This window comes from Listeria sp. ILCC796, from assembly GCF_900186175.1.
Classification (GTDB): Bacteria; Bacillota; Bacilli; order Lactobacillales; family Listeriaceae; genus Listeria; species Listeria goaensis.
Genome location: NZ_FYBV01000012.1, coordinates 60,541 through 75,229, shown reverse-complemented (window position 1 = coordinate 75,229; position 14,689 = coordinate 60,541). Strand labels below are relative to the sequence as shown.

Here is a 14,689-nt window from a genome sequence, read left to right as displayed (position 1 = left end):
TAAATCGCTTCCTTTTCGCTATTTTATTATATTATACACATTTTCTTAAATGCTGGTAAACAAAATTTCAAGTGCATGCTCCCCTTTTTCAAGTTCCGCTTTTGGGATAAAAAGAGCGCCCTCTCTGTATGGATTACGCAAAAGCTCACGCCGCGTTTCCCCTGCGAAAGTAATCCCTTTTTCCGTGCTCAACTTGAAAGTTAGATTTAGCGTGCGTCCAGAAAGTTCCATCGTCACTTTAAGGCCGTCTAAATCCCGCGGTAAAACAGGATCAAACTCAAAATGATTTGCCGTTTCGCGAATGCCTAAAACGGAGCGAATCAATTGGTTTAAGTAAATGCCAGGTCCGCTTGAATAAATGCGCCAGCCGCCTTTCACGGGAATACTTCCTTTTTCGACAGCAGCGAAATCATCTTGCGCGGCGTAGCGGTCAAGGAAAGCCGCATCTGAACTACTAAAGTACGTATTGCTTTGACGCGTAGCTGCGTTTGGTACAACCTCACTAATTTGAATTGGGTTAATCACATCTAGCATGTGCACTGCGCGACCGTCCCCAATTTTCGCAAGCGATTCAATATAGCGAATGTGTGCGTGAACGTATTGCAAACCGACCTCACGACCAAAGTTTGCTGCTTGCTCCGCCCGTTTAAAGTGCTTGCTCACACCACCCGCGTAATGCGCCGGTGCGCTCATCAGACGGACGCCATCAGGGTGGAGCAAATGCTCTTCGATAATATCAAAATTTTTCTTGCGCTGCTCATCGCTCACAAGTTCGGCGATGACGCTTCTTGTTAACGGAATTAGACGGTAATCAATTTTCGTTTCTCTATCTTGCGGATGAATCATAAATTCCGCTGTTTTTTCATCTTTCATATACACAAACCCAGGAATGACATCTGTAGTGCCAAGCATATAGTTGTTAAAATCACGCTTAATTGCATCCGCAAGCTCCGCATAATGTTTGCCCTCTGGCATTTCGTCCCCCAAATGCTGCATCACTTGGTACGTCAGCGCGACCGTCCAACTGGAAACCATCCGTTTTTTAAGTTCACTGTTTGCCGGCTGCAAAGTGTCGTCCCAGTCGCCGTCACCATAATTGGAAAGCGAAGTCCCTTTCATAAAGCGACTTTCAATTGTCGCAACAGCTTTTTCGATGTGTGCCTTTAAAGTTTCTTTCGAGTCGGTGTATCCTTTTGTTCTCGCCGAAATAAACGGAATGCTTTCTTCCAAAATCGTTTTATCCCCTGAAAGCGCCAGATAATCGCCGACCATTTTGAGCGGCCAAACGATGACGTCTCCGTGGCTTTCTTCTTGCTGAATGTCGACGTATTCATCGAACATAAACCACTGCGGCCAGTCGCCCGTTTCGGCGTATTGATGCGCAAACACTTTCAAAATAAGTTTGCGAAGCACTTCTTTTTGTCCCGTTGCAAGGAAAAATTCAAATGGCCCTTGCGACACATCACGCGTCCCCCAAGCGGCGCCACTACCTTGTTCAAGACCGTGCGGCGAAGCATAGTGAATCAACATTTGGTGCGCATACCAGTAAGCCGTCAAATTGTACTTTTCAGCAAAAGTGGAGTCATGCGAAAGCTTGAACTGTCCAAGTAGCTTATCATAAAACTGCTCAAAATCCGCTTCTTTTTCGGCAAAAAAACGACCGTCTAACGTAGCTTGAACTTCAAAATGCGCGCTTTCCTTCTTCGAGTAGATAAAGCAATCTAAATCAGCCGTGTTAATCGCTGCATGCGCAATAAAACGCTCATCTGTTACTTCGTCAAAATTGCCGGAAATATGGTACGCCAAATTGGGATAGCGCACGTTGTTTTTTGGCTTGTAAATAAGCGTGCCGTCCGTTTCCGTCCGTGAAAACTCATTTTCGTATTCATTTGGCCCCATGCTAACTTGATTAGTCATGATAAAATCATACGTTTTGTTTTGCTCAGAACGAATCGTAACAAGCACTTTTTTGCTCCCACTGGAAAGCTTTGTTTCCACTGTAAGTGTGTCATCAGCCAACAGATAAATCCATTTCGCGCGGTTCGTCTGCATCTCGAATACACTCGGCATCGTGAGCAGATGAAGCCCGTCAGTTTTGCGCAAATAAATTCGGAGGCCACTCGTTTGAAGCAAATTAAGCGCGTTTCGCTGATGCGAACTAAATTTATTCATGTTCGTGTTCCCAAGCGTCACATGCGTTTGGAATACGCCCGCCATATAAACCGTTGTCGCCAGTGTGTTTTCCGGCGAGAGCAAGTCAACTTGATCAAGCAAAATCGTGCCGTGCGCACGCTCCACCAGGCGTTCTTTTTCCTTTAAAACAACATGCGCTTTTTCTGGGGTGAAAAAACTTAGCGTCTTGTTTGCCGACTGCTCTTCAAACAGGCGTGCTGGATAGTGCGCCTGAAGCCATTTTGCAGATGCCGTTTCGCCCCTAATTTCTGCCGCATGCCCGTGTTGTCGCACCATTTTTTCGCCCAATTGAAAATCGCTTTCTTCCAAACTATCAAAAAGCGCGTTTAGTTTCGCGGTAGAAGTTACAGATGTAGTCGCTTCCATTTGATTTCGCGTGAGCAGCCCATAAAAACACGTTTTTTCCTTCCCTTGCAAAAGTTCCGTTTGTAAACCGACCAGCGCCATTTCATATTGCCATTTGCGATTTTTAAGTCCGTCGCCTAGAAGTCCTTCCGGTGCTTCGGAAAGTTTAACGCCCGTCCCGTAAAAATCGAATCCGTCTGTCACAAACCGTGTAATTTTACTTAAAGCACCAAATTCAGCGCCCGGAAATTGATTCCCCGCTTGCGGCTGGTTTTGCCGCGTCAAAATAACCTTCCCACGCTCCGTATCAAGCACATTATAATCAAGGTACTGCGCCATGTACGCCTCGTTCGTTCTAACAGCCGAAACATCAGCAAGCCCTAAATCCTGAATATAAATTAAATCATAACTTCCTTGAATATCCGCTGCCACCTCATAAAACCAACCATCTGCATGGATATGAAAAGTTACCAAATAGCTTCCAACAGGTAAAGTACCCGCATAGCTAACCGCACTCGCATGATAGGAAAACGTCGCGTCTTCATTTAATAGCGGATAACTTTTCCCGTCCGCCCGTAAGAAAATTTGTCCTAACCGCGTTTCAAGCGGGTTTTGCAATACTTGATTCACAAGCACCCCGTCATACAAAAGCGCATGCAAGTGCCCCGTTTCAAAAAATTTCGCCTCAAATTGACCTTTTCCAATTGTAATCATCTAACCACCCTAACCTCAAAACTTTTCACATCCACACTACTCGTTCCAATAAACACCCGGTGAAGCCCAGCTTCCTGCGCCACAGTCAAATCCGGTAAATAAAACGAAAAATCTTCTTTTGTTAAAGCGAAAGAAAGTGTCGTTTTCTCACCCGGTTCTAGGCGCACTTTTTGAAACGTCTTAAGCTCTTTTAGCGGCCTGGAAACACTCGCTGTAATATCTTGCAGATATACTTGAATGACTTCGCTGCCGGCGCATTCGCCCGTATTTTGAACCGTCACTTTTACATGAAGCGTATCCGCTAGCGCGATTTCGTCCGCCACTTCCATTTCACTAAGCACAAAATTCGTATAGCTTAACCCAAAACCAAACGGAAACAGCGGTTCATTTGGAATATCCAAATACTGCGACAAATATTTCTCACCCGCGTTTTGCGCCGTTTTTGGGCGACCCGTGCGCAGCTCATTATAGAAAATTGGAATTTGTCCAGTTGTTTGCGGAATGGTCATCGATAGCTTCCCAGAAGGATTTACTTCTCCCGTCAGCAAATCAAAAATGGCATTTCCAGCTTCTGTTCCTGGGAAAAAGACATCTAAAACCGCTTCAGAATGGTCAACTAAATCGTGGATATCAAGCGGGCGACCGTTGAATAGAACCGTCACGACTGCCGAATTTGCCTTTGCAACACGTTTAGCGAGCTCATATTGCGCCTCCGGTAAGCGAATTGTCGCAAGACTTGCCGCCTCACCACTCCACTCGCTTTTTTCGCCAACACATAAAACGACGACGTCCGCATTTTTGGCTGCCGTTTCCGCTTCCTGCAACACGTTTTCCGAGATTTGCTCGTAGTCAGTGGACACAATTTCTGTGGCGCTGAATTTGCCCGAGAAGGCGTCCGCCATCGACACCGCATCTTTCTGTTCGCCGTACACAACCCAACCGCCCAAAACATCTTGACTATCCGCAAGCGGTCCAATCAACGCGATTTTTTGGTTGAAAGCAAGGGGTAAAATGTTTGCATTGTTTTTCAACAGCACGGCTGATTCATGCGCGACATTTCTTGCTACTTGGCGGTTCTCATCAGACAAAATATCTCCGCTACGCGAATCCCGTTTTAATCCCCGATAAGGATCTTTAAAGAGCCCTAGCTCCTCTTTTAATACGAGCATACGCATCACCGCTTCGTCTAATAACCCCTCCGAGACCTCGCCCGTTTCAACGAGCTCTTTTAGATTTGTAATAAAGCATTCCGTCATCATTTCAAGGTCAACACCCGCTAGGAGCGCGCCTTTTGCGGCTTCTTTCGTATCAGCTGCCGTCCCGTGATTAATAACTTCTTTCACTGCGCCCCAATCTGAAATCAGCACGCCTGAGAAACCAAGTTCTTGCCGTAAAACGTCTCGATTTAGCCATTTATTCATAGTCGCCGGAACGCCTTCTAGTACATTGAAAGACGTCATCACCATTTTCGCACCCGCTTCAAGCGCCGCCTGATAAGCTGGTAAATAATTTTGATAAAACTCGCGTTTACTCATATCAACTGTATGATATTCACGTCCTCCTTGCGGGGCTCCGTATGCCGCGAAATGTTTCACGCAAGCAGCTAAGCGCGTGTAATCTTCCTGCAAATTTCCGCCTTGGTATCCGCGAACCATCGCCGCACCTAAGCGACTATTCAAATGTGGATCTTCGCCTGTAGATTCCATGACACGTCCCCAGCGCGGGTCCCGAACTAAATCCACCATCGGAGAAAATGTCACATGATGCCCACTTGCTGTCGCTTCAAGTGCCGAAACTCGAGCCATTTCACTTGCCACCTCTTCACTAAAAGATGCGCCTAGTGCTAGCGGAATAGGAAAAATCGTTTTATGCCCATGAATGATGTCCGCCATAAAAACAAGCGGAATTCCTAAGCGATTTGTTTTCATATGTTCTTCCTGAATTTGTAACATATCTTTTTTCGAGCTCGACCCTAAAACCGAACCCGCATTTTGAATAATGCTTTCCGTCAAATTGAGCTCTTCCATCGGTCCAGTAATTTCGCCCTGCATTTCGGTTCCTTTGAAGAATATCGGTGAAAGTTGCATCATCTGACTAATTTTTTCATCAAGTGTCATTTTTCCAAGTAAATCTTCCAACTGATTCTTATCCATAACGGCCTCCTAAATTTCTTTTGAAATCGAAACGTTTCTATCTAAATATAACAACAGTATAAGCGCTTTCTTTTTTATAGTCAATCATTTTTATTGTTTCACAAGATTTTATCATCGATTATCACTTTTCTTACTATTAAATGGGCGAAAACCGAATTTGATTAGCATGGCAAACGCAATATCAAAAAAACGTTATATAGAGCCATTTAAATACCTTTTTTGATTTTTTTAGAAAAAAATAGTTGAAACCGATTACATTTCATATTATAATAACCCTATCGAAACGTTTCTATAAAATTTCAAGTTTGTGAAAATGCGTCATAAAAAACGGAGGTAAAAATAATGAAGAAGAAAATGAGTATTGTTTTGTCTGTTTTAGTTTTATCCTTAAGTTTAGTGTTAGCAGCTTGTGGTTCAGGAAGTGGGAGTGAGTCTAGCGATAAAGATACTTTAACAGTATGGGCAATGGGTGATGAAGCAAAATCCCTGAAAGACTTAGCCAAAGACTTTACGAAAGAAAGTGGCATTGATGTCAAAGTACAAGTTATTCCTTGGGCAAATGCACATGACAAATTACTAACTGCTGTCGCATCAAAAGAAGGTCCAGATGTTCTGCAAATGGGAACGACTTGGATGCCTGAATTTGTAGAAGCTGGCGCTATTCAAGATATTTCGAAGGAAGTTAAAGCGAGTGAAAACATGAATCCCGACAAATTTTTCCCGGGTTCAGTAAAAACAACCGAATTTGACGGCAAATACTACGGTGTTCCGTGGTACGCAGAAACGCGCGTCTTATTCTACCGTACCGACTTACTTAAAAAAGTAGGCTACAACGAAGCCCCTAAAACATGGGATGAGCTTTCCGACGCTGCTTTAAAACTTTCTAAACGTGGCAAAGACATGTATGGCCTTAACGTTGACGCGAACGAACAAACACTAGGCTTTATGTTCGGTCGTCAAAACGGCTCTGAGCTTCTTACAGATGACAATACAAAACCCGTTTTTAATCAAAAAGAATTTGTAGATGCAGTGAAATATTTAGATTCCTTCGTAAAAAATGGTTCTGCTCCTGACACTGATTTAGGCATGGATGCTGCCCAAACATTTGGTGGAGACGGAATTGTACCGATGTTCATCAGTGGACCGTGGATGGTTAACACCATTAAAACAACGATTCCTGATATCGAAGGAAAATGGGCAACTGCTGTTCTTCCTAAAAAGGAAAATAACATCTCCAGCCTAGGTGGCGCGAACTTGACTGTCTTCAAATATTCTAAGAAACAAAAAGAAGCACTTAAATTTATGGAATTTATGAGCCAACCAGATATTCAGTTGAAATGGCTCAAAGACACAAACTCAATGCCAGCAAGTAAAGCAGCATGGGAAGATAAAACACTAAAAGAAGACCAATTCTATCAAGTGTTTGGTGAGCAAATGAAAGACGCTGAACCAATGCCACTTATTCCAGAATTTGAAGAAATTGCACAAACGTACCTCAAAAACTGGGAACAAATTTATCGCGGCGGTGCTGATCCACAAGAACAAATGGACTCATATAATCAGCAAGTCATCGATATACTCAAGAAATAAAATACCGCGGGGCGCACTTTGCCCCGTTTTTTCATAAGAAAGGAGCGCCATGAAACAGTTTTTAAATCGTCATACACCCTATTTCTTTATTTCGCCAGCGCTAATTTTACTTATTCTTTTTTCCCTTATACCGATTGTCGTCGCTTTTGTTATTAGCTTCACCGACATCAACTTAACGGGACTGGCGGACTTTTCGAAAATTAATTTTATCGGATTTGAAAACTATATCAATATTTTACAGGATCCGGTTTTCTTGAAATCCATTGGAAACACACTATTTTATGTTATTGTCGGTGTTCCACTTGTCATCGTTTGTTCGCTTGCTATTGCGATTATGATTAACTTTTCGCAAGCGAAGATTTTCCAATTTTTCCGCTTAATCTTTTACACACCTTCCATCACAAACGTTGTCGCGGTGGCCGTTGTTTGGAGCTATTTATACAACCCGCAATTTGGGCTTTTTAACTACTTGCTGTCGCTCATTGACTTGCCGCCAGTTCCGTGGTTACAAGATCCTACGATTGCTAAAATCTCTTTAATTATTCTTGCTGTATGGCGGGCCATTGGTGTCAATATGATCATTTTTTTAGCGGCCCTGCAAGGTATTCCAAAAGAATACTACGAAGCAGCGCAACTAGATGGTGCCGGCAATTTCCAACAGCTCTTTAAAATTACCGTACCGCTTCTTAGTTTTGCGATTTTCTTTGTCAGTGTAACAACATTAATTGGCTGGTTGCAATTCTTCGAAGAGCCGTTTGTTATGACAAAAGGCGGGCCGCTAGACAGTACAAATTCAGTTGCCCTTTTCATCTACCAAAACGGTTTCCAATTTAGTAAATTCGGTTACGCGGCGGCTGGGTCATTTATTCTGTTTATCGCGATTATTATCGTGACTCTGATTCAATTCCGTTTACAAAGAAAAAATAATACGATGTAATTTGAGAGGAGAAAAAAATGAATCCATATACAGAGAAATCTCGCATGTCAAAACTAATTGTTATTCTTATTTTAACGATTGGCGGATTTTTTATGATTTTGCCGTTCATTTGGATGGTTCTCTCCTCCTTTAAAACGGATGCAGAAATTTTAAAAATTCCTCCAACCATTTGGCCTGAAACATTCACTTGGGAAAATTTCAAAATGTTGTTTGTTGAAATGAACTTCAGTGTGTATTTAAAAAATACACTTATTATCGTGCTATTCTCTTTCATTGGCCTATTTTTCAACGCAATGGCCGGCTATGGTTTTGCTAAATTTAAATTTAAAGGGAAAAACAAACTATTTTATTTAGTGTTAGCTACAATGATGATTCCCGGACAAGTAACTATGATTCCGGTCTACTTAATTTTAAATGCGATGGGACTCACCAATACAATGACAGGTATTATCCTCCCCGGCCTAGTTGGCGCCTTTGGGATTTTCCTATTCCGGCAATTTATGTCCACCATTTCCGATGACTTGCTTGAAGCGGCACGACTAGACGGAGCCAGTGAATTTTATATCTTTTGGCGAATTATCATCCCGATTTCGCGCCCAGTATTAGCTGTTCAAGGGATTTTGACATTTATCGCAGGCTGGAACTCATTCCTATGGCCACTCATTATTGCCAACGACGAGAAGTACTATACACTTTCCGTTGGCTTGCAACTACTAAAAGGGCAATATAGCAGTAATTACGCTTTGCAAATGGCAGGTTCTACCTTCATGGTTATCCCCGTTATCTTGATTTTCATGATGTTCCAGAAATATATTTTAAAAGGCTTCAATGTTTCAGGAATGAAATGATGAATTAAAAAGACAAAAAACGGTGCTACAATCCAAAAGTTAGAGCACATGTAATTAAATTTTTTGGCTGGTCTGAAGACAGTATTCTATCTGACTTCGGCCAGCCAATTTTAATTTGATATATTGACGATGATACAATCTTATTACTATAGAAACTTATTATGTTTTGGGATTAGCTTTCGTAAAATATAAATGTTGCAACCTCTAAAAAGATTTTCTACCCATTTTTTTGATTAAGTTAGAATTTACACCTTACATCGGCCTATAAAAAAAGCCGAGAGATAAGTTGTCTCTTCAGCTTTCCGTCCGTTTAGAACTCAAACAATTGCTAGGGATGGTCTTATAAATACTGCCACCCCTACTTCAGTTATCTTATTTTTATCTTCGTAGCAAATTTTCACTACACAAAACTTTCCAATGAGCGCTTCAGGCTTCTTTTAATTTTTAGGAATGTATTTAAATAGCTGATAACTTTCTCTAGCTGTCAAAGCGAGATTCTTAGCTGCCACTTCTTTTTTCAAGGCCGAGTCTAAAGAAATCGGCTCTTGTTGAATTGAAAAAACGCCCAGAAGGAGTGCTTCCAAATCACCTAAGTTTGCGCTTCTCCTACCAGCAAGCCCAATCACTGGAATTGCATATTTCCGAGCAATTTCAGCAATTTTCATTGGTAATTTTCCTTGTGCGGATTGTTGATCTATACTGCCTTCTCCAGTATAGATTAAATCTGCTGTTTTTAGAGCAGCTTCTAAGTTGGTCATTGCTGCAATTAGATCAAATCCAGATTCGATTTTCCCACCAATACAGACCAGACTTCCTGCTATCCCCCCAGCCGCTCCTGTTCCTGCTAGCTCATTTAAATCTGTTCCTACTTGTTCAAAAATAAAGTTTGCCCAGTCTTTTGCCCGTGCATCTAGTCGCTTCACTTGCTCCAAACTTGCTCCTTTTTGTGGTGCAAACACATGTGCAAAACCAAGCTCACCTGAGAAAGGATTACTCACATCACTTCCAATGAAGATTTCAAGTTCTGCGAAGGTTTCTTTTAGCGCGTGTAAATCAATATCAAATTTCGCCTCTTGCAAAAGTAAGTTTCCTTCATGTTTATTTCCTTTTGTAAGAGCAGTAAGCAAGCCTAATCCGCCGTCTGATGTTGCTGTTCCGCCTAAAAAGATAACGATTTGCTTACAATTCCTTGCTTTGGCATCTAGAATCATTTCGCCAACACCAAAACTACTCCCTTGTTTTGTCGTTTCTTCGCTTGGTTTGATGGCTTCAATTCCGATAATCGATGCACTTTCGATGATAGCTGTTTTTTTATTTTCCCAAGTTGTGATGAGGTAGCTGACTTCTCTTGCCCGGTTCAGTGTATCTGTCGCTATCATCGTCACACTTTCCACGTGCTCTAGGCCATGTTTTAAGGCACTCATGCTCCCTTCACCGCCGTCTGAAACTTCATAAACTTGGATGTCTGTTGAAGCATCGATTTGATGAATTCCTTTTTGAATGGCTTCTCCAGCTTCTAAACTTGTTAGACTTCCTTTAAAGGAATCCACCGCGATTGCGATTTTCATTTTTCTTCAACCTCAATCCATGCAAATCCGTAAGCGTTAAGAGAGAGCGTATTTGTAACGAGAGCTTCGTTAATAATGTCAAATCCACTTACGCCTTCGATTGATACAGTTTCATTACTTACGTTTGTAAAAGCCAGAATACTCTTTTGTCCATCTCCAAGATTTCGTTTTAACGCAAAGATTTTTGCTCCATAATCTAACACACTTTGGCTCGCATAAGGGCTAAATTGCTCGTAGTTTTTTCGAGTTTTGATTAACTTAGAAATGCCGTTAAAAATCGTCTTGCGATAATGATTCGTTTCTAACTCGTTAAGCAAAACTTCTTTATCCAATTTTTCACGGTTGATACGCCGATTAATACCAGATTCATTCACACCTTTAAAATCATTTTTAGAACCAAAAAGAGAATGGTAGTAAATGGCTGGGACACCGACCATCGAGAGTAAAATATGATGTGCCGCTATCATTTTCTGAGTTGTCTGTTCATCATCTTCTCCCTCATTCCGTAATGCTTCTGAATAATTAATGTTTAGCTCATAAACTGTCTCACTACCATCTAGATTCGATTTATAAGATACCTTTCCGCCATTTGCCAGCACTTTTTCGACTAAAAATCCACGTTCTTCTTCAGGTAAAATGCCTTCTGTTGGGCGCATTCCAATTCCGTCATGAGAGGCTAGAAAATTAAAATAGGTCGATGTACTTGAAACACGATCAATATTTTTAGCCCAACCGCTTAGAATTTCGCTGCTGTTTTTTGTAAAAGCATGTAAGACAAGCGGCGGAAGCGGAAACTGGTAAACCATCTGTGCTTCATTCCGTTTGTTGCCAAAGTAGCTGATATTTTCTTCATGCGGTACATTCGTTTCAGTGATGATTTGGGTGTTGGGTGCGAAATATTCCAACAAAATTCGCCAAAGCTGAATTAATTCGTGCGTTTCCGTTAAATGAATCGAGCTTGTTCCCGATTTTTTCCACAAAAAACCAATTGCATCCAGTCGAATGGAAGAAGCCCCTTCTCGTGCATAGGTTAAAATAACATCTGTCAGCCGCGCGAGCATTTTTCCGTCTTGAATGTTCACATCGACTTGGTCTTCGCTAAAGGTTGACCATGCTGAAACAGAACCATTTTTTCCTTCATAGGTATGGAAGAGTGGTGATGTCCGAGGCCTTACAACGTTTGAAACATCAAAATTAGGATTTTCTTTTATAAAGGCTTCTCGAAATTCTGGATCTTCTGCTAAAAATCTTTTGAACCAGTCGCTTGATTTTGACATGTGATTTGCAACAAAATCAAACATTAACCGATAATCTTGTCCGAGATGATGAATATCCGACCAGTCTCCAAGTGAAGGATTGATTTGATAATAGTCGGTCACGGAAAATCCATCATCTGACGTATAAGGAAACATGGGGAGTAAATGTACATCCGAAATAGTTTCTCGCGCCACTTCATCAAGCGTTTCTTTAAGCGCAAGTAAAGGTGCCTTGCCTGCAGACTGAATACTATCACCGTAAGTAATCAAATAGACATTGTTTTCCCCGATAACTTCATGTTTAGGAAAGGAAAGTTGTTCAAATTTTTGAATGACGGGTTCAAGCTCCGCCATCACTGCATCTGCTTTATCACGATATATTTGGTTTATTTTTTCTGAAATTGCTTGTTTGATTTCCAATTTATTCACCTACTTGATTCAAGACTAGACTTGCAAAATCTTTTCCGCCAATTTCTATTACGCTTTTATCCGCTTTTTCATCTAATGTGCAACTCTTGCGAAGTGTTTCTGGTAATATAATTGGTTTTTCTTGTGGATTAAATACCCGCAAAATGATTTGGTTGCTTTTTTCTGCTTTTTTCATACTACTTACAAAAATATCATTCGGCACGGTAAGCATGGTTTTTTCTACTGGTAAACCTTGTAAGTTTTCAGGTTGCGGTAATTCAAAACGATCTAGACGCTCTTCAAAGCTATTCAAATTTTGTAATTGATAGCTCAGTACATTACGAGAAACTTCTTCTGCGCTCCCATATAAATGAACGGGTTCTGGCTCTCCTGCCGTAAAACGGCAACTCAGTTCAAATATCCATTCACCTTGCATCTGAGCATCAGGCGTTTCCACCACTTTATTATTAATTCCAGACGCTCGCCCCGGCCGCCAAGCAAGGTCATCGCGTCCAAGTAGGCCAACACTTCTAAATAGAGTGATAAAAAGGTGTTGATTTGTTGCCTCATATTCTTTTAATCCTTTTGGATAAACCGCCAAGTGTCCTGCCTCATCTGGCGTTACAACCAAACGTTCAAGCGGATAAATTGCTTGCGGGGATTCCGCAAACCCAAGTTCTTTCCAATTTGATAAATAAGGGTTATTATTTTGACGTTCTAGCAAACTATAGCCTTGATCTGCGAAACTCATACCCGCTTTATTTTCACTGGCAAACCGCATTCGAATTCGGTGATCTTTAGTTTGATTATCAAGCTTGTGCGCTAAATGAATTAAATCAGAGTTCTTCGTGAGACGAATCGTTGTCTGGATTTTCATCTGTTCGGTTAATGCATTCGCCTGCTCAAGATTTTTTGCCACTGCCACTTCCGTTTCTACAACCATCTGACTTTCTTCTGCTGACTCTTTCACTTCGAGAATATGAAATCCGTTTGAAAAATTGGCTTCGTTTCCTTCGATAGGTGAAAAATCATAAGAATCCCCACCATCCGCGCAATTTTCAAAATCAAAAAAGTTTTTTCGAACCGTTCCATCTGCTCTTCTTAATTCAATTTGTCCGCCAGCAACACAAATCTCATAAAATTCATTACGGATACTTGTTGCTTCCGTTAACGCTAACACTTCAGCAGAGGTTTCATCAAGCTGCAGCTTACGATAGCCAAATCCTTCAAAATGGACTCTTGCTGTAATTTCCGTACGGTAATACCCCGGAAGTTCAACTTGCACTTCGCCGTCCGCCGTCACCTTCACCTGGGTTCCGCCAGAAATATATTCTTGTTTGCGAATCACTTGGTTTAAAATATTTCCTACAATATCTGTTAGTCGAACTTGCTTTGAGTGAGTAAACACAACGAAGTCCACTTGCTTTTCTACACTTTTAGGACTTAAATGGAATGCAAGTACACCCGATTCTTCTCCCAAGACAGCCCTGCTAATTTGCTTTTTCAAAATATTAATCTGATCGTCAATAATTCGTTCTACTTTAAATAAACGATTCATAATTTCCCGATTAGTTTCATCTGAGTTACACCCGCCAATCGAATCATGCGCATGCACGTCAAAAAGAAGTTTTAGACAATGATTAATCCAGTTTTGCGGATAATTTCCACCAAGATCCTTGCTAAGCACTGCCAAAGGTTCCAACTGTTGATACAGTTTTTCTTCTACTTTTGCGTTTAAAATTTTAATATCCACTCTTTGCGAACGTATTGTATTATGAATACGTGATTTTTGACAAGCAATTAGTTCCCCAGAAATTTCAGTAGCGTGCGGGCGCTCCCATGCTTTTTCCATAAAACTTTCATAATCTGACAAAATAAATTCATAATGCCAATCCCGTTTATTGAGTTCTTCAACCACTTGTGGGAAGTGTTTTCGAACAAAAACCTGATCTCCCCCAGCTGGTAGTAACAAAGGCACGTGCGCTGGATTCTTAGCTTCTAGCGCCTCTAAAATCGGAAGCAATGTTTTTTCTACATAGTCCTCTTCATTTGATAAGAATTTTCCCGGACCATATCCAAAAAAGAGATTATTGGTTTTAATCCCCTCTCCATTTGGTGCAATCCAGTTGAAATTTAAATCTTCGCTAACTTGTTCGTTATACACACCTCTTTGTAGCACGCTATAGGACAGGCCAAATCGTCTAAATATGCTTGGTAAATAAGCATTTTGCCCAAAAACATCTGGCAAATAACCAATATCCATCGAATGTCCCAGCGCTTCAGCTCCTAATTTTCCAATTAATAAATTACGAATGGTCGATTCGGTTTGAACAAGTAAAGTATCCCCTTGTGTGTACCAAGGGCCTACATGTAGCCTATTTTCTTGAACAAGTTTTTTGATACGCTGGCCATCTTCAGGCGTATATTTAAGATAATCCTCAACAACAGACATCTGTCCATCAAAGGTATATGTTTTAAATTCAGGTTGCCTCTCCAAAAAGTGCAACAACTGGGAAAGATTTTCACTTAATAATGTATTGGAATCTTCTATTGAAAAGTACCACTCACGATCCCAATGACTATGTGGTACAACAAAAACTTGCCTTTTCACGGATCAATCACCTATTCTAAATTTTTTATTTCTAAAGAGAATGGGACAAACAAATATTTGCCCCAT

General features: G+C 41.1%; 8 protein-coding genes. 3 read left to right on the top strand and 5 right to left on the bottom strand.

Annotated features, from left to right (window positions below; genetic code table 11):
• Nucleotides 1–45: 45 nt before the first annotated feature.
• Both CFS04_RS11830 and CFS04_RS11825 read right to left on the bottom strand, forming a co-directional pair.
• On the bottom strand, nt 46–3,252 hold the full coding sequence (locus CFS04_RS11830; protein ID WP_179946392.1) for a GH36-type glycosyl hydrolase domain-containing protein: 3,207 nt from the start codon (nt 3,250–3,252) through the stop codon (nt 46–48).
• A complete protein-coding gene (locus CFS04_RS11825) occupies nt 3,249–5,405 on the bottom strand; it encodes a glycoside hydrolase family 3 N-terminal domain-containing protein (protein ID WP_088810893.1) in 2,157 nt (718 codons plus the stop codon). Before CFS04_RS11825 ends, CFS04_RS11830 begins: the two co-directional genes overlap by 4 nt.
• Nucleotides 5,406–5,747: 342 nt before the next feature.
• On the opposite strand from CFS04_RS11825, the gene CFS04_RS11820 reads away from it, so the two are divergent.
• Genes CFS04_RS11820 through CFS04_RS11810 form a run of 3 tightly spaced genes read left to right on the top strand, consistent with a single transcriptional unit; the run spans nt 5,748 to nt 8,780 of the window.
• Nucleotides 5,748–6,995, top strand: a complete 1,248-nt coding sequence (locus tag CFS04_RS11820) for a sugar ABC transporter substrate-binding protein (protein WP_088810892.1) — start codon at nt 5,748–5,750, stop codon at nt 6,993–6,995.
• 49 nt (nt 6,996–7,044) lie between these two features.
• Nucleotides 7,045–7,932, top strand: coding sequence for a carbohydrate ABC transporter permease (locus CFS04_RS11815; RefSeq protein WP_088810891.1), 888 nt, complete (start codon nt 7,045–7,047; stop codon nt 7,930–7,932).
• A gap of 17 nt (nt 7,933–7,949) precedes the next feature.
• Complete coding sequence (locus CFS04_RS11810) at nt 7,950–8,780, top strand: carbohydrate ABC transporter permease (protein ID WP_088810890.1); 831 nt, start codon at nt 7,950–7,952, stop codon at nt 8,778–8,780.
• A 437-nt stretch (nt 8,781–9,217) separates the two neighbouring features.
• On the opposite strand, the gene CFS04_RS11805 is transcribed toward CFS04_RS11810, so the two are convergent.
• From CFS04_RS11805 to CFS04_RS11795, 3 genes are read right to left on the bottom strand one after another with little or no spacing between them, the layout of a single operon-like run.
• Nucleotides 9,218–10,348 (bottom strand): glycerate kinase, encoded by a 1,131-nt coding sequence (locus CFS04_RS11805; RefSeq protein WP_088810889.1) that lies wholly within the window; start codon nt 10,346–10,348, stop codon nt 9,218–9,220.
• A complete protein-coding gene (locus tag CFS04_RS11800) occupies nt 10,345–12,033 on the bottom strand; it encodes a sugar phosphorylase (protein WP_369821528.1) in 1,689 nt (562 codons plus the stop codon). The genes CFS04_RS11805 and CFS04_RS11800 overlap by 4 nt, the downstream gene beginning before the upstream one ends.
• Complete coding sequence (locus CFS04_RS11795) at nt 12,026–14,623, bottom strand: glycoside hydrolase family 38 C-terminal domain-containing protein (protein ID WP_088810888.1); 2,598 nt, start codon at nt 14,621–14,623, stop codon at nt 12,026–12,028. The genes CFS04_RS11800 and CFS04_RS11795 overlap by 8 nt, the downstream gene beginning before the upstream one ends.
• Between the last annotated feature and the right edge of the window lie 66 nt (nt 14,624–14,689).

What these genes read in the sequence shown, in the direction of transcription:
- CFS04_RS11810 (WP_088810890.1), top strand. Translation starts at nt 7,950, where the DNA reads ATGAATCCATATACAGAGAAATCTCGCATGTCAAAACTAATTGTTATT.
- CFS04_RS11825 (WP_088810893.1), bottom strand. Translation starts at nt 5,405, where the DNA reads ATGGATAAGAATCAGTTGGAAGATTTACTTGGAAAAATGACACTTGAT.
- CFS04_RS11830 (WP_179946392.1), bottom strand. Translation starts at nt 3,252, where the DNA reads ATGATTACAATTGGAAAAGGTCAATTTGAGGCGAAATTTTTTGAAACG.
- CFS04_RS11815 (WP_088810891.1), top strand. Translation starts at nt 7,045, where the DNA reads ATGAAACAGTTTTTAAATCGTCATACACCCTATTTCTTTATTTCGCCA.
- CFS04_RS11805 (WP_088810889.1), bottom strand. Translation starts at nt 10,348, where the DNA reads ATGAAAATCGCAATCGCGGTGGATTCCTTTAAAGGAAGTCTAACAAGT.
- CFS04_RS11820 (WP_088810892.1), top strand. Translation starts at nt 5,748, where the DNA reads ATGAAGAAGAAAATGAGTATTGTTTTGTCTGTTTTAGTTTTATCCTTA.